This is a genomic window from Brevundimonas intermedia, assembly GCF_004614235.1.
Classification (GTDB): domain Bacteria; phylum Pseudomonadota; class Alphaproteobacteria; order Caulobacterales; family Caulobacteraceae; genus Brevundimonas; species Brevundimonas intermedia_A.
Genome location: NZ_SPVH01000007.1, coordinates 43,110 through 64,001, shown reverse-complemented (window position 1 = coordinate 64,001; position 20,892 = coordinate 43,110). Strand labels below are relative to the sequence as shown.

The 20,892-nt window shown below is 66.2% G+C and carries 15 protein-coding genes; 8 read left to right on the top strand and 7 right to left on the bottom strand.

The annotated features are described in order from the left end of the window. Positions 1-100 precede the first annotated feature (100 nt). The 3 genes from lldD to EGY25_RS14290 are packed head-to-tail and all read right to left on the bottom strand — an operon-like array spanning position 101 to position 2,836. Positions 101-1,234: an FMN-dependent L-lactate dehydrogenase LldD gene (gene lldD / locus EGY25_RS14300; RefSeq protein ID WP_135195705.1), complete on the bottom strand. Its 1,134-nt coding sequence runs from the start codon at positions 1,232-1,234 to the stop codon at positions 101-103. Positions 1,235-1,243: 9 nt separating this feature from the next. Beyond that, a complete protein-coding gene (locus EGY25_RS14295; RefSeq protein ID WP_135195704.1) occupies positions 1,244-2,005 on the bottom strand; it encodes an SDR family NAD(P)-dependent oxidoreductase in 762 nt (253 codons plus the stop codon). A gap of 24 nt (positions 2,006-2,029) precedes the next feature. Further along, entirely contained in the window at positions 2,030-2,836 is an 807-nt protein-coding gene (locus EGY25_RS14290) for an IclR family transcriptional regulator (protein ID WP_135195703.1), read from the bottom strand. 140 nt (positions 2,837-2,976) lie between these two features. On the opposite strand from EGY25_RS14290, the gene rhmD reads away from it, so the two are divergent. From rhmD to EGY25_RS14250, 8 genes are all read left to right on the top strand, one after another. Beyond that, positions 2,977-4,170 carry an L-rhamnonate dehydratase gene (rhmD, locus tag EGY25_RS14285; RefSeq protein ID WP_135195702.1) on the top strand — a complete coding sequence of 398 codons (1,194 nt, stop codon included), beginning with the start codon at positions 2,977-2,979 and terminating at the stop codon, positions 4,168-4,170. A gap of 18 nt (positions 4,171-4,188) precedes the next feature. After that, entirely contained in the window at positions 4,189-5,037 is an 849-nt protein-coding gene (locus tag EGY25_RS14280; protein ID WP_135195701.1) for a fumarylacetoacetate hydrolase family protein, read from the top strand. Beyond that, positions 5,034-5,783 (top strand): SDR family NAD(P)-dependent oxidoreductase, encoded by a 750-nt coding sequence (locus EGY25_RS14275; protein ID WP_135195700.1) that lies wholly within the window; start codon positions 5,034-5,036, stop codon positions 5,781-5,783. The genes EGY25_RS14280 and EGY25_RS14275 overlap by 4 nt, the downstream gene beginning before the upstream one ends. 10 nt (positions 5,784-5,793) lie before the next feature. Continuing rightward, the gene (locus tag EGY25_RS14270; RefSeq protein WP_135195699.1) at positions 5,794-6,696 is read left to right on the top strand and encodes an amidohydrolase family protein; all 903 of its coding nucleotides are present in this window, start codon (positions 5,794-5,796) and stop codon (positions 6,694-6,696) included. 63 nt (positions 6,697-6,759) lie between these two features. Continuing rightward, the gene (locus EGY25_RS14265) at positions 6,760-8,025 is read left to right on the top strand and encodes a sugar MFS transporter (RefSeq protein ID WP_135195698.1); all 1,266 of its coding nucleotides are present in this window, start codon (positions 6,760-6,762) and stop codon (positions 8,023-8,025) included. Then, positions 8,025-10,307 carry a hypothetical protein gene (locus tag EGY25_RS14260; protein ID WP_245159485.1) on the top strand — a complete coding sequence of 761 codons (2,283 nt, stop codon included), beginning with the start codon at positions 8,025-8,027 and terminating at the stop codon, positions 10,305-10,307. The genes EGY25_RS14265 and EGY25_RS14260 overlap by 1 nt, the downstream gene beginning before the upstream one ends. Positions 10,308-10,335: 28 nt before the next feature. Further along, a complete protein-coding gene (locus tag EGY25_RS14255; RefSeq protein WP_209308096.1) occupies positions 10,336-11,790 on the top strand; it encodes an oligogalacturonate lyase family protein in 1,455 nt (484 codons plus the stop codon). A 208-nt stretch (positions 11,791-11,998) separates the two neighbouring features. Then, positions 11,999-14,755, top strand: a complete 2,757-nt coding sequence (locus EGY25_RS14250; protein ID WP_167762576.1) for a TonB-dependent receptor — start codon at positions 11,999-12,001, stop codon at positions 14,753-14,755. Between the two features lie 99 nt (positions 14,756-14,854). Here the strand turns inward: EGY25_RS14250 and EGY25_RS14245 are convergent, their stop codons facing one another. The 4 genes from EGY25_RS14245 to uxaC all read right to left on the bottom strand — a co-directional run bounded on the left by EGY25_RS14245 (position 14,855) and on the right by uxaC (position 20,729). Further along, the gene (locus tag EGY25_RS14245) at positions 14,855-16,243 is read right to left on the bottom strand and encodes a glycoside hydrolase family 28 protein (protein ID WP_135195696.1); all 1,389 of its coding nucleotides are present in this window, start codon (positions 16,241-16,243) and stop codon (positions 14,855-14,857) included. Between the two features lie 101 nt (positions 16,244-16,344). Next, positions 16,345-17,844: a UxaA family hydrolase gene (locus EGY25_RS14240; RefSeq protein WP_135195695.1), complete on the bottom strand. Its 1,500-nt coding sequence runs from the start codon at positions 17,842-17,844 to the stop codon at positions 16,345-16,347. Between the two features lie 3 nt (positions 17,845-17,847). Then, complete coding sequence (locus tag EGY25_RS14235) at positions 17,848-19,317, bottom strand: mannitol dehydrogenase family protein (protein WP_135195694.1); 1,470 nt, start codon at positions 19,315-19,317, stop codon at positions 17,848-17,850. Further along, on the bottom strand, positions 19,314-20,729 hold the full coding sequence (uxaC, locus tag EGY25_RS14230; RefSeq protein ID WP_135195693.1) for a glucuronate isomerase: 1,416 nt from the start codon (positions 20,727-20,729) through the stop codon (positions 19,314-19,316). Before uxaC ends, EGY25_RS14235 begins: the two co-directional genes overlap by 4 nt. Positions 20,730-20,892 lie beyond the last annotated feature (163 nt).

Sequence of the window (20,892 nt, the reverse complement as noted above, 5' to 3'; positions counted from 1 at the left end):
GTCCCAAGGATCCAGACTCCCGGTCTCAGGACGGATGCACCGGGGTCTGAATCCTCGCCACGAGGGCGAGGATGACGCGTTGAGGAGTGCGACCGCTCGGCTAGAGCGCCAGCATGTTCCGCGTGATCCCGGCAACCGACTTGGCGCCGGTCAGGGTCATCGCCACCCGCATCTCCTTCTCGAACAGGTCGAGCAGGTTGCCGACGCCAGCCTCGCCGCCCGCCGCCAGCGCATAAACGAAGGCCCGACCCAGCATGACGGCGTCGGCGCCCAAGGCGATGGCGCGGACCACGTCCAGGCCGTTGCGAATGCCGGAATCGACCAGGATCTTCAGATCGCCCTTCACCGCCTCGGCGATGGCCGGAAGCGCCCGGGCCGAAGACAGCACCCCATCCAGCTGGCGCCCGCCATGGTTCGAAACCACGATGCCGTCGGCGCCGAAGCTGACGGCGTCACGGGCGTCTTGGGCGTCGAGGATGCCCTTGATGATCATCGGCCCGTCCCAGAAGTCGCGGATCCATTGCAGGTCCTTCCACGAGATCGACGGATCAAAGTTGTTGGCCAGCCAGCCGATATAGTCGGCCAGGCCCGTCGGCTTGCCCAGATAGGCCGACACATTGCCCAGGTCGTGCGGCCGGCCGTTCAGCCCCACATCCCAGGCCCAGGCCGGATGGGTCATGGCCTGGACCATGCGGCGGATCTCGGCATTGGGGCCGCTCATGCCCGAATGGGCGTCGCGGTAGCGGGCACCGGGGGTCGGCATGTCGACGGTGAAGACCAGGGTCTTCACCCCCGCTTCCTTGGCCCGCTCCAGCGCATTCCGCATAAAGCCCCGATCGCGCAGCACATAGAGCTGGAACCACATGGGCCGGTCGATGGCGGGGGCCACCTCCTCGATCGGACAGACCGAGACGGTGGACAGGGTGAAGGGCACGCCGCGCGACGCCGCCGCCTTGGCCGCCTGCACCTCGCCGCGCCGGGCGTACATTCCGGTCAGGCCGACGGGCGCCAGGATGATGGGCAGGCGCAGGGTCTCGTCGAACAGCCGGGTTTCCAGGCTGAGGCTGGTCATGTCCTGCAGCACGCGCTGACGCAGGGCGATGGCCTGCCAGTCCTCGACGTTGCGGCGCAGGGTCTGCTCGGCGTAGGCGCCGCCGTCGATGTAATGGAACAGGAAGGGCGGCAGCTTGCGCCGCGCGGCCTCTCGGTAATCGCCCGGCGACGAGATGATCACGCGCCCGTCCTACTGGAAGTTGGCGAAGGCGCCGCCATCGACCAGCAAGGCTGCGCCCGACATATAGCCGGCCATGTCCGAGGCCAGGAAGGCGACGACCGAGGCGATGTCCTCGGGCCTGCCCAGACGCCCCAACGGAATGCGGCCTTCCATATATTCGCGCTTGGCCGGGTCGGCGAGATCGTCCTTGTTGATGTCGGTGGCGATGGTGCCGGGCAGGACCGAGTTGCAGCGAATGCCATGGCGACCCAGGGCGACGGCGCAGGATTGCATCAGGCTGTGCACCCCCGCCTTGGTCGGGGTGTAGTGGGTCTGCATCTCGCCGCCGACCAGGGCCGAGATCGAGCTGATGGCGACGATCGATCCACCCTCCCCTTGCTGCACCATCTGGTTCGCCGCCGCCTGGGTCATGAAATAGGCCCCGTGGAGATTGACCTCCATCGTGCGGCGCAGGGTCTCGACCGGCATGTCGAGGAAGGCGTGGAAGGGGCAGATGCCGGCGTTGGAGACGAAGACGTCCACCCGCCCGAACGCCTCGACCGCCGCATTCACGAAGGCCGTGGCGCTGTCCGGCTGGGCCACATCGGCGTCGACCACGATGGCCTTGCGGCCCAAGGCCTCGATCTCGGCGACCACCTCGGCGGCGACCGCCTCATCCTTGTAGGTGTTGATGGCGACGTTCGCGCCCTGGCGTGCGGCCTCGATCGCCGTCGCCCGTCCGATACCCCGCGATGCGCCCGTGATCAGGACGACCTTGTTCTCAAGCAGCATGCGGGCTCCGGCGTTTCACTGTGTTCAGGGTTTCGGCAGCCAACCGAGGTCGGCGCTGATGGCGTTGGCGGCGTCGGTGACGGTCTTGGTCAGTTCCGTCATCCGGGCGTCGGACATGTATTGGGCGGCCGAGGAGACGCTGAGCGCGGCGACGATATGGCCGTCCACCGAACGGATCGGGGCGGCGACGCAGCGAATCTGGTCCTCGTTTTCTTCCAGGTCGAAGGCGTAGCCCTTCTGGGCGTAGCCATGCATCCGCTCCAGCCAGACGGCCCGGGCCGACGAATCATAGGGCGCGCCTTCGGGCGCATAGAAGTCGATCCACTCAGGCTCGGACTTGTCGAGAATCAAAGCCTTGCCCAGACCGGTCGAGGCGATGGGATGCCGTTCGCCCAGGCGAGAGCCGATGTTGATGCGGCGACGACCGGCGACCTTGTCCAGATAGAGCGCGTGGCGGCCATCGAGGACGCCCAGGTGAACCGTGTCGTCGGTCTGGGCCGACAGCTGTTCCAGCCAGGGCCGGGCGACGCGCGGCAGATGCATCTGCTGGCTGGCGGCATGGCCCAGTTCCAGCAGTTTCGGCCCCAGGCTGTAACCCTCGCGCGGGCGGAACGACAGCAGGCGACGATCTACCAGGGCCGAGGCCAGCCGGTGGGTCGTGCTGCGGGTCAGGTCCAGCTTCTCGGACAGCTCGGCCAGAGGCAGCGAGCCCTCCATCAGGGCGTCGATCACGTCCAGGCCGCGCAGCAGGGTCTGACTGCCGGACGCCTTGGCGCCGACTTCTTCTTCCCCATCGACCTGTGCGGTCTTGATTGACGCCACTCGTCCCATTTCGTAATCCTCATTCTCAGAATGTAGCAAAACACGCAAGCTTGTCCGGGGAACTGGGTTGAGTTTGACGCGGCGCACGGAGGAAAGCCAGTGAAATCCCGCATGATGGGAGCAAATCACCAAATGCCGGTGATTTCTCAATGAGCCGCCTGCCGAAGATCAAACACGTCCGCGCCTTCGTCGTGAAGAACGACGGTTCAGGCGGCGGCGCCGACTATCATGACCAGGGCGATGGCCACTGGATCGACGACCATATCGCCACGCCCATGGCGAAATATCCCGAGTATCGCCAGAGCCGCCGCAGCTTCGGCATCAATGTGCTGGGCACCTTGGTGGTCGAGATCGAGGCCGAGAACGGCGTCGTCGGCTTTGCCGTCACGACCGGCGGCGAACCCGCCGCCTATATCGTCGAAAAACACCTGGCCCGCTTTCTGGAAGGGCGCGATCCGTCCGAGGTCGAGAAGATCTGGGACCAGATGTATTTCTCCACCCAGTACTATGGCCGCAAGGGCTTGGTGGTGAACGCCATCTCCGGCGTCGATCTGGCGCTGTGGGATCTGCTCGGTCGTCTGCGCCAGGAACCGGTCTTCGCCATGCTGGGCGGCCCTGTCCGCGACGAGCTGACCTTCTACGCCACCGGCGCGCGACCCGACAAAGCCAAGGAACTGGGCTTCATCGGCGGCAAGATGCCCCTGCACCACGGCCCCGCCGAAGGTGAAGAAGGCCTGCGTAAGAACCTGGCCGAGCTGGAGGCCATGAGGAACGCCTGCGGCGACGACTTCTGGCTGATGTTCGACTGCTGGATGGCGCTGGATCTGAACTACGCCACCCGCCTGGCCCACGAAGCCCACAAGCTGGGTCTGAAGTGGATCGAGGAGGCGCTGAGCCCTGACGACTACTGGGGCTATCAGGCGCTGAAGAAGAATGCGCCCAAGGGCATGCTGGTCACCACCGGCGAGCATGAGGCCACCCGCTGGGGCTTCCGCATGCTGCTGGAAATGGAATGCTGCGACATCATCCAGCCGGACGTGGGCTGGTGCGGCGGCGTGACCGAACTGATCAAGATTTCCGCCATGGCCGACGCCAAGGGCGTGCTGATGATCCCGCACGGATCGTCCGTCTATTCCTACCACTTCGTGGTGACGCGCCATAACAGCCCGTTCGCGGAGTTCCTGATGATGGCCCCCGGCGCCGACGAGGTCGTGCCCATGTTCCATCCGCAGCTGATCGGTGAACCGGTTCCGGTGAACGGCAAGCTCAAGGTGCCGGATGCGCCTGGTTTCGGCGTCGAGCTGAACCGCGACATCGCCCTGCACCGCCCCTACGCGCGCTAAGACGAAAGACACTCAAGAATGAAACTGCTGCGTTATGGCCCCAAGGGCCAGGAGAAGCCGGGCACGCTGGACGCCGAGGGGCGGATCCGCGACCTGTCGGGCGTCGTCGCCGACATCACGCCGGATCAACTGCATGGCGCGGCGCTCGAAGCGCTGAAGGCCATCGACCCGACCACCCTGCCCCTGGTCGAGGGCCAGCCCCGCTATGGCGTTCCGGTGAACGGCAGCCGCAAGTTCATCGCCATCGGCCTGAACTTCGCCGACCACGCCGCAGAATCCAACCTGCCTATTCCGGGCGAGCCGGTGGTCTTCACCAAGGCCATCACCTGCCTGAACGGGCCGAACGACGACGTCATCATTCCGCGCGGTTCGGAAAAGACAGACTGGGAAGTCGAACTCGGTATCGTGATCGGCAAGCCCGCAACCTATGTCACCCAGGACGAGGCGCTGGATCACGTCGCCGGCTATGTGCTGATCAACGACGTGTCCGAGCGCGCCTTCCAGACCGAGCGCGGCGGCACCTGGGACAAGGGCAAGGGTTGCGACACCTTCGGCCCGGTCGGCCCCTGGCTCGTCACCACCGACGAGGTGGGCGACGTCCAGGACCTGGACATGTGGCTGGACCTGAACGGCAGGCGCATGCAGACCGGCAATACGAAGACCATGATCTTTGGCGTCGCCGAGATCGTCTCCTATCTGTCGGAGTTCATGACGCTGGAGCCCGGCGATCTGATCACCACGGGCACCCCTCCGGGCGTGGGCCTGGGCCAGAAGCCGCCGCTCTATCTGAAGGCCGGCGACACGGTTCGCCTGGGCATCCAGAAGCTGGGCGAGCAAGGCCAGACCTTCGTGGAGTGGACGCGATGAGCGCCTATCAAGGCCGTTTTTCGGGCCGCACCGCCGTCGTCACCGGCGGCGCCTCGGGCCTGGGCAAGGCCTCGGCCGCCCGGATCGTCGCCGAGGGCGGCAAGGTCGTGCTGTGGGACCTGAACGCCGACGCGCTGAAAGCGGCGGCCGAGGAAGTTGGCGCGACCCACGTCGTGGCCCTGGACGTATCCGACGCCGACGCCGTCGCTGCGGCGGCCGAGGACTCGAACAAGGCCTTGGGCCACATCGACATCCTGGTCGCCTCGGCCGGCATCACCGGGGCCACCGTGCCGGTCCACGAGTTCCCGATCGACAGCTGGAAGCGGGTCGTCGACATCAATCTGAACGGCGTCTTCTACTGCTCGCGCGCCGTCGTGCCCTTCATGCTGGCCAACGGCTACGGCCGGATCGTCAATGTGGCCTCGGTCGCCGGCAAGGAAGGCAATCCGAACGCCAGCGCCTATTCGGCGTCCAAGGCGGGCGTAATCGGTTTCACCAAGTCGTTGGGCAAGGAACTGGCCGGCAAGGGCGTCATCGCCAACGCCCTGACCCCCGCCACCTTCGAAAGCCCGATCCTGGCCCAGATGCCGCAAAGCCAGGTCGACTACATGCGCTCCAAGATCCCGATGGGTCGCTTGGGTGAGGTCGACGAGAGCGCCGCCATGGTCTGTTTCATGGCCTCGGAAGAATGCAGCTTTACCACCGCCTCGACGTTCGATACGTCGGGCGGCAGAACGACCTATTAGGCGCGCGCGGGTGGCGTCTGATCTTCGCATCGTCGACGGCCACGTCCACCTGTGGGACCTGTCGCGGGCGCGCTATGGCTGGCTTCAGGACGATCCCCTGCCGAACAATCCGGCGGGGGACATGTCGCCCATCGCGCACAGGAACTATCTGCTGAAGGACTACCTCGCCGACACGGCCGGCTGGCGCGTGGATAAGATCGTCCATGTCGAGGCCGGCCAGCCCATCGGCCGGCAACTGGCCGAAACCGATTGGCTCCAGTCGCTGGCGGATGAGTACGGCTATCCGCACGCCATCGTCGCCGGCGCCGACCTGCTCGATCCCGACCTCGACGCCCTGCTGGAGGCCCACGCCGCCCGGCCGAACGTGCGCGGGATCCGCCAGATCGTCTGCTGGCACGAGGATCCGCTGAAGACCTATACCGACCGCGACCTGTTGCGCGATCCGCAGTGGGTCGAGGGGTTCGCCAGGCTGGCGCGCCACGGCCTGTCGTTCGACCTTCAGCTCTATCCGTCGCAGATGGCGACCGCCGCCATCATCGCCGCGCGCCATCCCGACATCCCCATGATCGTCAACCACGCTGGCCTGCCGACCGACCGCGACGCCATCGGTATTGAGCGGTGGCGCACGGGCCTGCGCCTGCTGGCCGCCCAGCCCCAGGTCTCGATCAAGATCTCCGGCCTTGGCATCACCGACCGCGCCTGGACGCCCGACAGCATCCGGCCTGTCGTGCTGGACTGCATCGACGCCTTCGGGACCCAGCGCGCCATGTTCGCCTCCGACTTCCCCGTCGAGAGCGTTCACGGGACCTTTGACGCCTTCTATTCCGCCTTCGACGCGATCACGGCCGACTTTTCGGCCGACGAACGCGACCGCCTGTTCGCCGCCAACGCCGAGGCGATCTACCGCATCTGACACCCATTCCGCCGAAGCCGCATCAAGACGGCTAGGCCCCGAGGAAATCCAGGAGAGTATCCCATGGTCATCGAGACCGACGCCGCCCACACCCCCGGAGGGCTCGCCAAACCCGCCGGTTCGCTGAAGGGCCCGCTGGCCTTCGCCATCGCCTGCTTTCTGATCTGGGGCCTGGCCTACGGTCTGCTGGACGTGCTGAACAAGCATTTCCAGGAAACGCTGAGCATCAGCCAGGCCGACAGCGCCTGGCTGCAGATCGCCTATTTCGGGGCCTATCTGCTGCTGTCGATCCCGGCGGGAATGCTGCTGCACGCGCGGGGCTACAAGTTCGGCATCGTGTCGGGCCTGGCGGTCACCGCCATCGGCGCCCTGTTGTTCATCCCGGCGGCGGGCGCGGACGCCTTCCTGCCCTTCGTCGGCTCGATGTTCGTGCTCGCCGCGGGCCTGTGCATTCTGGAGACCAGCGCTGACACCTACGTCAACGTGCTGGGCGATCCGGCCAAGGCCTCGCAGCGGCTGAACCTGGCCCAGTCGTTCAATGCCCTGGGCGTCTTCTTCGGCCCGCTGATCGGCGGCGCCGTCTTCTTCAGCCCCACCACGACCGAAGCCCTGGGCGGCGCGACCCGCTCGATCCAGATCGTCTATGGCCTGATCGCCGTCGGCGTCGTCCTGTTCGCCCTCGCCGTCTGGCGCGCCCGCCTGCCGGAAACCGGCCTGTCGGACCACGGTAACGCAGTGGAGGGCGACGCCCCCGCCCTGCCCCTGTCGAAGCAGCCGCACTTCATCGCCGGCGTGATCACCCAGGCCCTCTATATCGGCGCCCAGGTTGGCATCGGCGCCTATTTCATCAATCTGGTGACCCACAACTGGCAGGGTCTGACGTCTCAGCAAGGCGCCTTCATGCTGTCGCTGGCGGCCATCGGCTATCTGGTCGGCCGCTTCTTCGCCACCGCGCTGCTGCTGAAGATCAGGCCGCGCGTCCTGCTGACCACCTATGGCGTGATCAATGTGGTCCTGACCCTGATCGTGGCGGCGGGCATCGACAAGGTTTCGCCCATCGCCCTGCTGGCCGTCTTCTTCTTCATGTCCACCATGTTCGCCACCATCTTCGCCTTGGGCACCACCGGCCTGGGCGCCGGCACCAAGAAGGCCTCGTCCCTGATGGTCATGGCCATCGGCGGCGGCGTGCTGCTGCCCTGGCCCATGGGCAAGATCGCGGACCTCTACGGCGCCAATGTCGCCTTCCTGCTGCCCGCCGTCTGCTTCGCCGTCGTCGCCTGGTACGGCTGGAAGGGCGCCGGCCTTGGCCTGAAGAAGGATGCCGCCTGATGCGTCTTCGCACCGCCCTCCTCGCCTTCACCCTGCTGGCCGGCCCCACAGCCGCCTGCGCCCAGACGGTGACGCCTACCGCCGCCGTCGCGCCCGCCGCGCCGATAGACCGTCACGCCCTGGTCACGCGTCACAACGTCAGCCTGACCGCGATCGACCGCCATGCCCCGATCATGCTGGGCAACGGCGACCTGGGCTTCACCGCCGACATCACGGGGCTTCAGACCTTCCCCGAGCAGTATTCGGAACTGGCCCCCCTGCTGACCATGGCCCAGTGGGCCTGGCACAGCTTCCCGAATCCGAACGGCTATACCGAACAGGACGGCCTGATCGACGTGCCCGTGCCGGGTCGGGGCGAACAGCCCTATGCCTGGATGAAGTCCTGGGCGGTGGCCGAGACCCAGCCCGCCTACACCTGGCTGCGGGCCAATCCGCATCGGTTCTCGCTCAGCCGCATCGGCCTGACCTTCGCCGACGGCAAGCCGCTGGACTTCGCCAAGGTCGCCGACACGCGCCAGACGCTGGACCTGTGGTCCGGCGCCCTGACCAGCCGCTTCACCTATGACGGCCAGCCGGTCGAGGTCGTGACCCGCGTCCACCCGACGCTGGACATGGTCATGGTCGAGATCGCCTCGCCTCTCGTTGCAGCCAATGGTCTGGGCGTCCAGGTCCGCTATCCCGGCGTGAACCCCGCCATCAATCCCGACCCGACGACGTTCGAGGCCTCTGACGCGCAAAGCCTGAGCATCGTCGCCTCCGACACGGGCGACGTCCACATTCGCCGCACTCTGGACGACACCACCTATTATTCCAGCATCACCGCCTCGGGTAAGATCGAACAGAGCGGCGCCGACACCTTCCGCGTCGTCTCCTCCGGTCGCGACCGGCTGACCGTCATGGTCCGTTTCGACCAACAGGCCCAGGCGCCCGCGACCCCCGCCTATAGCGCCGGTGTTCAGGCGACGACCGCCCACTGGAACGGCTTCTGGACCCAAGGCGGCGCCGTCGATTTCACGGGCTCTACCGACCCGCGCGCGGCCGAGCTGGAACGTCGCGTGGTCCTGTCCCAATACCTGTCGGCCGTGAACGGCGCCGGCGAACTGCCGCCCCAGGAAGAGGGCCTGTTCTCCAACAGCTGGTACGGCAAGTTCCACCTTGAAATGCACCCTTGGCACGCCGGCTGGCAGGCCATGTGGGGCCATCCCGACATGCTGGAGCGCAGCCTGCCCTGGTATGTCGGCAATCTGGACAACGCCCGCGCCGAGGCCGCCCGTCACCACGTCAAGGGCGCGTGGTGGCCCAAGATGGTCGGACCCGAGGGCCGCAACAGCCCCAGCCTGGTCTCGCCCTTCATCATGTGGCAGCAGCCGCACCCGATCCTCCTGGCCGAACTGGTCTGGCGCGCCGAGAAGGACCCGGCCGTGCTGGATCGGTATGGCGAGCTGGTCGAGGCGACCGCCGACCTGTTGGCCTCCTGGCCCATCGAACACGAAGGCCGGCTGAACCTGGGCACGCCGATGATCCCGGCGCAGGAGAACTACGATCCCCTGACCACCGTGAACCCGACCTTCGAGGTCGAGTATTTCCGCTGGGCGCTGGAAACCGCGCAAGCCTGGCGTGAACGCAAGGGACAGGCCCGCCGCGCCGACTGGGATCAGGCCCTGGCCAGGATCGCACCGCCGCCGATGAAGGACGGCCTGTATCTGCCGATCGAGAACCTGCCGGACTTCTGGGAAACAGCCATGTCCGACGCCTGTCGCAAGCACGCGGCGGCGGCCCAGTGCAAGAACCGCGACCATCCCTCCTTCCTGATGGCCTATGGCTTCATACCCGGCGCGCGGATCGACCCGGCAGCCATGCGCCGCACATTCGAGGCGGTCGAGCAGACCTGGGACGTGCGTCAGACCTGGGGCTGGGACTTCCCGATGATGGCCATGACGGCGGCCCGCATCGGCGAACCGGAAAAGGCCGTGAACTGGCTGTTCGCCGACCTGAAGAACAATCAGTGGGGCGTCACCGGCATGACCCCGCGCGTTCACCTAGACGAGCACGCCGACGAGCTGGTCCCTGTTTCGGCCGGCGCCGGCGGGGTCGAGATGGCGGTCAATCCCGACGGTCCCGGCTATCGCCGCGCCGCCGAGACCTATTTCCCGTCCAATGGCTCGCTGCTGATGGCCGTCGGCCTGATGGCGGCAGGCTGGGACGGATCGAGCGGCCACGCCCCAGGCTTTCCCAAGAACGGCTGGACCGTTCGGGTCGAAGGCCTGACCCCCGCGCCGTAATCCACAAGAACCGAGAGGAACGCCCCCAATGACGACCTCCAGACGCACCGCCCTGAAGGCCCTGTTCGCGGCCCCCGCCGTCGGCGCCTTCGCCACGACGACCGTTCAGGCGCAGCAGACCGCGCCCGCCGCCCCACCTGCGCCGGGCCAGACCCCCGTCTGGCCCGCGCCCAACACCGCCCCGCCGTCCACCCAAGAGACGCCGGTCGAGCGGCCGCGCTGGGACGGCCCGGTCCCGACCGAGTGGGTAGATCCCAAGACCGGCCACCGCATACGCCGCGTCTCGCCCGATGGCGGCGGCGGAAAGCCCTATTTCTACAAGAACATGTTCCTGCCGCCCAAGGCCGGCGCGCCCGACCTGATGGTCATTTCCACGCCCCAAGGCATCTCGACCGTTGATCTGGCGACCTGGGCCGTCAGCGTCCTGGTCCCCGATCACGACGCCGACCTGATGTTCACCGGCCGCAAGGGCCGCAACGTCTATTATTCCGTCACCGCGCCTGGCGAAGGCCAGTTGATGGACCGCGCCAAGACCCTGTTCGTCATCGACGCCGACACCAAACAACGTCGCGAAATCGGCCGGATACCGAACGGCCAGATCAACTCGGTCAACGCCGACGAGACCCTGCTGCTGGGCTTCGTCGCCTATGACAGCCAGCCGCTTCAGCCCACTGTGCCCGACCCCCGCAACCGTCGCTTCGACCAGGCCGAGTACGAAGCCAACGGCCCCGACGGGAAGCCGCTGAACTTCGCCCGCGCCAAGGGCGTGCGGATGCTCCAGCGCTGGGCCGCCCGCTATCCGATGGAGATTTTCGTCATCGACCTGGCGACGGGCGAACGGCGCGTGATCCACAAGACCAACGAATGGATCGGCCACACCCAGTTCTCGCCCACCGATCCGCAGCAGATCATCTTCTGCCACGAAGGGCCCTGGCACCGGGTGGACCGGATGTGGGCCATCCGCGCCGACGGCACGGGCCTGAGGAAAACCCACCAGCGGACGATGAACTTCGAGATTTTCGGCCACGAATGGTTCAGCCCGGACGGAAAGCAGGTCCTCTATGACCTGCAGACCCCACGCGGCCAGGTCTTCTGGGTCGCCTCGGTCGATCTGGAGACGGGCCGTCGCGTCTATCGCCGGGTCGAGCAGAACGACTGGTCCGTCCACTACAACGTCTCGCCGGACGGAACCCTGTTCGCCGGCGACGGCGGCGACGGCGACATGGTCGCCCATGCGCCCGACGGCAAATGGCTCGTCCTGCTGCGCCCCGAACCGATCGTCGACGCCGATCCGTCCAGCGACAAGGATGACCAGATCTTCGTCGAATATCTGCGCTCGGAACGGCTGGTGGACCTGTCGAACCACGACTACCGGCTGGAGCCGAATCTGACCTTCACGCCGGACGCCAAATGGATCGTCTTCGTGTCGAACATGCACGGCGCCAACCACGTCTATGCCGTCGAAGTCGAGCGCCGCGCCTAGAAACATCGACAATTTGTCGAGACCCGACGCCTGAATTGTCGAGGTTTTGTCGAGAATTTTCGACGGATTGTCTCTGTTCGAACATGACCTTGTTGCAAAATGCGGGAAGCTGTTGCAATAAACGGCACGTCGCCAATCCGACTATGCGCGACAGCATACCAAAAAATGACACCGGTGCCAGATGGCCACCGGGATGGGGAGAGAACGAATGCGACGGACCAACACCCGGACTCTGTGCGCCGTTGGCGTATCCCTGGCGGCCCTGATGGGCGCTTCGTCGGCGCTGGCCCAGACCGCCCCGGCCGCACCCGTGGCGGAAGAAGCCGCCCAGGACGCGACCGTCGTCGATGAAATCGTCGTCACCGGCTTCCGCTCCAGCTTGCAACAGGCGCTGAACATCAAGCGCCAAGAAGCTGGCGCCGTGGACGCGATCTTCGCCGAAGACATGGCAGACTTCCCTGATCAGAACCTTGCCGAGGCCATTCAACGCCTGCCCGGCGTGACCATCGAACGCGTCAACGGCCAGGGCACGACCATTTCGGTTCGCGGGCTGAACTCCGACTTTACCCGCACGCGCATCAACGGCCTGGAAGCCCAGGCCGCATCCGGCGGCAACCGCAGCCGCAGCTTCGACTTCTCGATGTTCGCGTCCGAGCTGTTCAACAGCATCAAGGTCCGCAAGACGCAGTCGGCCGAGATCGAGGAAGGCTCGCTGGGCGCGACCGTGGATTTGCAGACCGGCCGCCCGCTGGACTTCAGCGGCAGCGGCTTCAACTCCGCCCTGTCGGTGCAGGGCTCGTACAACGACCTGTCGGAGAAGACGATCCCGCGTCTGGCGGGCCTGCTTAGTTGGTCGAACGAAGACCGCACCTTCGGCGCCCTGCTGTCGGTCGCCTACTCCGAACGTTCTCCGATCCTGGGCAGCTTCAACACCACACGCTGGCAGAAGGGCAATCCGCTGGACGTCAATCCAGTGACCGGCTCGCCTTATGGACGTGGTCAGAACTTCGGCAACTGCATTCCCTGCACGACGACGGCACAGCGTGATGCGGTCCTGAACGCCTTCTATCCGCGCATTCCGCGTTACACCCTCGGCAATACTCAGGAAGATCGCCTGGGCATGACCGGCTCGCTGCAATGGCGGCCCAGCGATCGCACCGAGGCGGTGCTTGACGTGCTGTGGTCGCGGGCCAACTCAGAATTGGAAAGTCCCAACATCGAGGCCTGGTCGTTCAGCCGCGCCGCTGTGAACAGCGTCGTCGTGCGCGACTACGAGATCGACGCCGACAAGAACATCCTGTCGTACGGCGTCTTCGACAATATGCTGGTGCGAGCCGAGAACGGCTTCACGCGCAACGAAAGCAACTTCTACCAGGCGTCGCTGAACGTGCGCCACGACTTCACGGACCGCCTGCGCGGCAATCTGAAGATCGGGGCCAACCGTTCGGAAGCGCGAACGCCGATGAACGTCGCCTATGCCTTCGAGGCCGCTGGCGTGAACGGCTACAGCTTCGACTTCCGAGAGGATGATCGCAAGCCGACGATCAACTACGGCTTCGACGTCACTTCAGGCCAGCGTTTCACCCTGGTCAACGCCACGCGCAGCACCTCCGGCGGCAACTTCGACAATCAGGTCGGCGCCGGTTCGCTGGCCTACGACTGGTCCGACTCGCTGACCTTCAAGGTAGGCGGCGAATACCGAACCTATGGGTTCGAGACCTTCGGCCTGACGCGCACAAAGACCAACCCGACCGGCGCGGACCGGCTGACGGGCGTGGACAGCATCGGCCGCGTCGTCGACATCTCGGGCGGCGTGGACGCGGGCGCGGGCTCCGACCTGTCGTTCATCGTTCCCGACATCTCGAAGATCGCCGACTTCCTCAGCTTCTACGACGACCCCTTGGTCGCCAACCGCAGCGAGCGGGAAGTGGACGAGACGGACAAGGGCATCTTCCTGCAGGCGGACTTCAACACGACCGTCGCCGGCATGGTCCTGCGCGGCAACGCCGGCATCCGCTACGCCCAGACCGAGGTCACGGCCAAGGGTTGGCAAACGATCGCCACGGGCACGCCTCCGGTCACCACCTACGACTACGTCACGACCGAGAACGACTACGAAGACGTGCTTCCGTCCTTCAACCTGGCGCTGGAACCGCGTGAGGACCTGGTCATCCGCCTGGGCGCCGCCAAGGTGATGTCGCGTCCGACATTGGGCGACCTGACGCCCGGGGGCAGCGTGTCTCCGACGACGCGAACCGTCTCCTACGGCAACCCCCTGCTCGACCCGTTCCGCGCCACAAACTACGACTTCTCCGTCGAGTGGTATTTCCAGAACGAAGGCCTGCTGGCCGGCGCTCTTTTCTACAAGGACATCGACAGCTTCATCACGTCCGAGACGGTGGGCATTCCCTACAACCAGTTGGGCCTGCCGAACGAACTGCTGCAAGGCGCGGCCTCCCCGACCGACATCTTCCAGGTCACACGTCGCCTGAACGGCGCAGGCGGGGCGCTGAAGGGGATCGAGATCCAGTACCAGCAGCCCTTCACCTTCCTGCCCGGCCTGTGGTCCAACTTCGGCTTCACCGGCAACGTCACCTGGGTCGATTCCGAGGTCAGCTACGGCACGGCCGGCAAGAACCGTCTGACGGGCCAGTCGAAGAACACCGCCAACGCGACCCTGTATTACGAGGACGGCCCCTTCCAGGCCCGCGTCTCAGTCGCGCACCGCAGCCAGTATCTGCTGTCCTTCCCCGGCTCGAACGGCAACTCGGAAGAGGGCGTCAACGACACCACCAATATCGACGCCTCCATGTCGTACGAGTTCACGCCGAACCTGACCTTCTCGCTCGAAGGCATCAACCTGACTGACGCTTATACCGATCGCTACGTCGATGTGACGGACCGCGTGTCCGACTACCGTCACACCGGCCGTGAGATCGCCGTGGGATTGCGCTGGAAGTACTGATCTTCCCTCCCTGACGCTTCTAGCGCGATAGACTAAAGGCCCGGAGCGAACCGCTCCGGGCCTTCTTTTTGTTCGGTGCTGAAGGTTTGGGGGCAGGTGTCAGGCGCCCCGTGGGCGCAGGCCGGTGACGCCCGTCGAGTCGGTCACCTTGGGGCCCTTGCCGTCCAGGGTGTCGATCTTGCAGTCGCGGAAGCGCCAGTTCTCGGCGTTGGCGATGGCGCCCGCGTCCTGCACGTCCCAGTCCAGCCGTTCGAAGGTGAAATCCTTCAGCGGCGCCTCGGGATAGGCGGCGGCGGCAAAGCCGACCTTGCCGCCGACGGCCTTGATGTTCGACAGGCGGACATCGTGGATGCGGGGGATGCCCTGCTCGCGCGGGACCGGCGTGGCCAGGGCGCGCCAATAGTCGGGGATGTCGGTGATACCCGCCGGGATCTGGGCGTAGCTGTAGTTCGGATACCAGTTCAGATTGACCTGCATCAGCGTTCGCACGTCCTGCAGATGGATGTCGCGCAGATGGATGTTGGAAATGACGCCGCCACGCGTGTGACCCGACTTGAAGAAGATGCCCAGCGGCACCGGATATTCGATCCGCAGGCCCGACACCTCGATGTCGTCGAAGCCGCCCGAGGTTTCCGACCCGAACGTCATGCCCGCCAGGGCGTCGCGGACGATACAGTCGCGGATCTTCACCTGGCGGCACGGGCGGGCGACACGCAGCCCATCCCAGTCGCGGCCGGCCTTGATGCAGATGGCGTCGTCGTTGACCGACAGGTCGCACCGCTCGACCAGCACCCGTTCCGACGAGTCGATGTCGATCCCGTCAGTCGAGGGGCCTCGGCCGCCCAGGTTGTTGCGGATGATCAGATCGGCGACCTTAACGTCGTGCGAATAGCAAATGTGGACCGTCCAGAAACCCGACCGCGCCAGGTTCAGGCCTGAGACCTCGACCTGTTGGGAATCATAGACGTGGATCAATCGCGGGCGACGGCAGTCGTAATCGGCGGCCCAGCGCAGGTCGCGCGGGTCATAGTCGCGACGCATGGCCCAATAGCTGTCCCAGAAGACCTTGCCGTCGCCATCGACCAGGCCCTCGCCGGTGATCCTGGCGTTCTGCTGCTGATAGATGTTCAGCAGGCCGGCGGGCCAGTCCATCTCCACCCCGGCGACGCGGGTGCGGACAATCGGATAGGCGTCTAAGTTCTGAACCCCGCGCAGGGTCGCGCCTCGGCCGATCGACAGGGTCACGCCCGATTTCACGAACAGGGAGCCGGACAGATACAGGCCGGGCTTCAGCACCACCACGCCCCCGCCCTGCCCCGCTGCCGCGTCGATGGCGGCCTGGACCGGGCGGGTGTTGATCGTCACGCCATCGCCGACCGCGCCATAGTCGGCGGCGTCGAAGGTGCGACCGACCGATTGAGCGAAGGCAGGCGCGGCTGAAGCGAGCGCGCCGGTCAGGCCGAGTTGCAGCAGGGAGCGACGATGCATGGGCGTTTTCCTTCGCCGTCTGCGCGGCGTCTCACATTATGCTTATTCGTCCCACGATAATGGACAAGCCGTGAGACGCAAGCGCCCGCGTGTCGCAGCCGTCAGAGATAGGCCCCCACCTGCCAGGGCACGAACTCGTTGTCGCCGACGCCGAGGGCTTCGGACTTGGACGGCTCGCCCGAGGCGACGTCGAGCATCTTCTGGAAGATGACGACCCCAACCTCGGCCAGGCTGGTCCCGGTCAGGACGGGCGAGGCGTCAATGTCCATGTCCTCGTCCATCCAGTTGGCCAGTTTGGCGTTGGAGGCGACCTTGATCGACGGCGCAGGCTTGGCGCCGAAGACCGACCCCCGGCCCGTGGTGAAGACGATCAGATTGGCGCCCGAGGCGATCTGGCCCGTGGCCGAGCACGGATCGTAGCCGGGGCTGTCCATGAAGCTGAGCCCCTTGGCTTCCAGCGGTTCGGCGTAGCCGATCACGTCGTTCAACGGGGTGGAACCGGACTTGGCCACCGCGCCCAGCGACTTTTCCAGGATGGTGGTCAGGCCGCCCTTCAGATTTCCCGGCGACGGATTGTTGTTCAGCTCCATCTGATGGCGGTCGGCATAGTCGCGCCACCACTCCAGACGCGCGTTCAGCTTGTCCGCCACGTCCTGCGACGCCGCACGACGCAGCAGCAGGTGTTCGGCGCCCCAGATCTCGGGCGTTTCCGACAGCATGGCCGAACCACCGTGGGCGACCAGCAGATCCACCGCCGCACCCAGAGCGGGATTGGCGGTGACGCCGGACCAGCCGTCCGAACCGCCGCATTGCAGGCCGACCGTCAGGTGGGATGCAGAAACAGGCTGGCGTTCGACCTTGGCCGCCTCGGCCACAAGATCGCGGACGACCTCGATCCCGGCCTCGATTGCGCGAGCGGTGCCGCCGGCCTCCTGGATGGTCAGGGCGCGCAGATGCGGGCCGGATTGAAGGCCTTCGTTGGCGAGCCAGGCCGGGATTTGGTTGGCTTCACAGCCCAGGCCGACGATCAGGATGGAATGAAAGTTCGGATGCTTGGCGTAACCCGCCAATGTCCGCTGCAGCAGGGTCACGTCGCTGCTAAGCGACGAGCCGCCGCAGCCGCCCTGGTGTGTAAAGGCGACGACGCCGTCCACGCCCTTGGGCAGGCTGGAGTCCGGGAAGGCGTCGGCGATGCGGCGCGCCACGGTCGCCGAACAGTTCACGCTGGTCAGGACGCCGATGTAGTTCCGCGTGCCGATCCGACCGTCCGGGCGGACGATGCCGTTGAACGTCGCGCCCGACAGCGGCGCGGGCGGACGCAGATCGGCGCCAACCTCGGCCTCGCGCCCGTCCTCGGCCATGGCCAGGTTATGGACGTGGACGTGATCCCCGGCGGCGATGGCCGCCTTGGCGCGTCCAATGACCTGGCCGTAGCGGCGGACCAGACCGCCCTCCTCCACCGCATGGCGGGCGATCTTGTGCCCGGTGGCGATGTCGGCGCGCGATGGAGCGTCCAGTCCGCCGGGCGTATCGCCGACGGCGATGTCATCCAGGGCGATGGCGACGTCGTCGGCGGGGTTCAGAATCAGAACGCGAGACATGGTCTACTCCGCTGCCAGACGCGCGGCCTCGACCGCGCCGTTCCGGCTGAGCGACAGATAGGCGCTCGTGACCGCGACCGCGAACCGGTCGTCGGCGGCGAGCGCTGGCGGGAAGACGGCGGACAAACTCAGCAGGGCCGAAACTCGGGCCTGGTCGTTGTCGGCGTCGGCCAGCAGTTCGGCGGTCTTCGCCGCCAGCGGGTCATCGACGACGAAGGCCTCGCCGCTTTCGGTCAAGCCCGACTGCCATTTCATCCAGGCGGCAACGCCCAGGGCCATGGCGTCGATACCCTGCCCGGCCGCCAGACGTTCGGCGGCCCCGGCCAGCAGCCGCTGGGGCAGTTTCTGCGACCCGTCCATGGCGATCTGGCGGGTGCGGTGCATCAGGGCCGCGTTCGAGAACCGTGACATCAGCGCGTCACGATAGGGAGGGGTGTCCAAGCCCGGCGGCGGGTCCAGCGTGGGCTGCGCCTCGTCCCACAGGGCCTCGACATAGGCGCGGAAAGCAGGAACGGCGACGGCCTCATGAACATGCTCATGACCCGACAGGGCGCCGAGATAGGCGATGGCCGAGTGAGCGCCGTTCAGCAGGCGCAGCTTGGCGTCCTCCCACGGTTCGACCGCGTCGGTCAGTTGGACACCCAGCGATGCGAAGTCCGGCCGTTCGCCTGCGAACCGATCCTCGATCACCCACTGGGTGAAGGGTTCGGCCTTGACCATGCCCTGGTCCTCGACGCCTAGACGGGCGGTCAGGCGAGCGATGTCGTCGGGGATGGTCGCGGGGACGATCCGGTCGATCATCGTCTGGGGGAAGGCGCCCTCGGCCTCGATCCAGTCGGCCAGAGACGGGTCGATACGGCGGGCCATCGCCAGCACCCCGGCGCGGATGCGCTTGCCGTTGTGGGGAAGGTTGTCGCAACTGATGACGGTGAAGGGCTGAAGGCCTGCCGCCTTCCTCGCCCGCAGCGCCGCAACGATGAAGCCGGGCGCGGTTCGGGGCGCGGCGATGTCGGCCAGGTCGGCGGCGACATCCGCGTCGTCCAGCAGCAGGTCGCCCGTCGCCGGGTCGAGGCGATAGCCCTTCTCCGTTACCGTCAGAGTCACGATGTGGACATCCGCGTCGGCCATGGCCGCGACCAGGGCGGCGGGGTCTTCCGGCCCGACCATCACGCCGCGACCGGCGCCGATGATCCGCAGATGCTCGTCCGATCCGTCACGTACGACCAGGGTGTAGAGCCCGTCCTGCGGGTTCAGCTGGTCCCGCACGCCGGGCGATCGCAGCGAAGCCCCCAGCACGCCCCACCGCAGGTCGCCGCTCGCCAGCGCATCGTCGAACACGACCGCCTGGTGGGCGCGATGGAAGGCGCCGATCCCCAGATGGACCACGCCGATTTTCACCTGGGCGCGGTCGTAACCGGGAACGGCGACATCGGCGGGCAGGCTTGAAAGAGCCGCTGGGTTCAGGCGCGTCACAGCTTGTATGCCGCCTTGACCAGACCATAGGTCAGGGCGTGGGCCAGTTCGTGGGCCTCGTCCTCCTCCATCCGGTGTTCGACCACCAGCTTGGCCAGGAAGCCGCAATCCATGCGCCGCGCCACGTCGTGGCGGGCCGGGATCGACAGGAAGGCGCGGGTGTCGTCGTTGAAGCCGACGGTGTTGTAGAAGCCGGCCGTCTCGGTGACCTGCTCGCGGAAGCGACGCATGCCCTCGGGACTGTCGTGGAACCACCAGCTGGGGCCCAGCTTCAGCGCCGGATAGTGGCCGGCCAGGGGCGCCAGTTCGCGGCTGTAGCTGGTCTCATCCAGGGTGAAGAGGATCAGGGTCAGGCGGGTGTCCGACCCGAAGCGGTCCAGCAGCGGCTTCAGCGCCCGGACGTAGTCCGTCTGGGTCGGAATATCGCAGCCCTTGTCGCGGCCAAAGCGGTTGAACACCGTGGCCGAGTGGTTGCGGAAACTGCCGGGGTGAAGCTGCATCACCAGCCCGTCCTCGACCGACATGGCGGCCATCTCCGTCAGCATCTGCCCCCGGAACAGCTCGGCGTCGGCGGCGCTGGCCGGGGCCGTCGAGACCCGCTTGAACAGGGCCTCGGCCTCGCCCTTGGACAGGTCGGCGGTGAAGGCGGTCGGGTGGCCGTGGTCGGTCGAGGTGGCGCCCATCGCGATGAAGAAGGCACGGCGATCGCGCAGGGCCTGCAGATAGCCGTCCCACGACAGCGTATCGCGGCCGGTCTGTTCGGCCAGAACCTTCAGATTGTCGCGGAAGCCCTCATAGTCGGGATCCAGCACCGGGTCGGGGCGATAGGCGGTCAGCACCCGTCCCTTCCAGCCCGAGGCGGCGATGGCCTTGTGATGTTCCAGCGTATCGAGCGGACTCTCGGTCGTGGTCAGGACCTCGATATTGTAGCGGTCGAACAGGGCGCGGGGCCTGAAGGCGTCGGTCTTCAGCGCGGCGTCGATGATGTCGTAGTAGTGGTCCGCCGTCTCGACCGACAGCTGCACGTCGATGCCGAAGGCCTCGGCATAGACCCAGTCGTGCCACATCCGCGACGGCGTGCCGCGGAACAGGTGATAGTTTTCGGCGAACCGACGCCAGATCACACGCGGATCAGTCTCGACCGGGCCGCCGTCGGCGCGGGGAACCCCCAGATCCTCCATCGCCATCCCCTGCGAGTGCAGCATGCGGAAGACATAGTGGTCGGGCGTGATCAGCAGTTCGGCGGGATTGGCGAAGGGTTCGTTCAAGGCAAACCAACTGGGGTCCGTGTGGCCGTGCGGGCTGATGATCGGCAGGCTCTTGATCTGGGCATAGAGGCGACGCGCGACCGTGCGGGTATCGGCGTCGGCCGGAAACAGCCGGTCGGGATTGAGCTTGAGCGGATGAGCCATGACGTCCTTCACTGTTCCTCAATACGGAGGCGTTGGATCGCCTCGCGAGTCTGATCTCACCAGATACAATGTCGCATCAGAAAAGACACCGGTTACCTTGGCGAGAAGCGACGTCCATCTTATGGTACGAGAAAGCAAATAATGGAAGGCGTCGCCTGTCGGC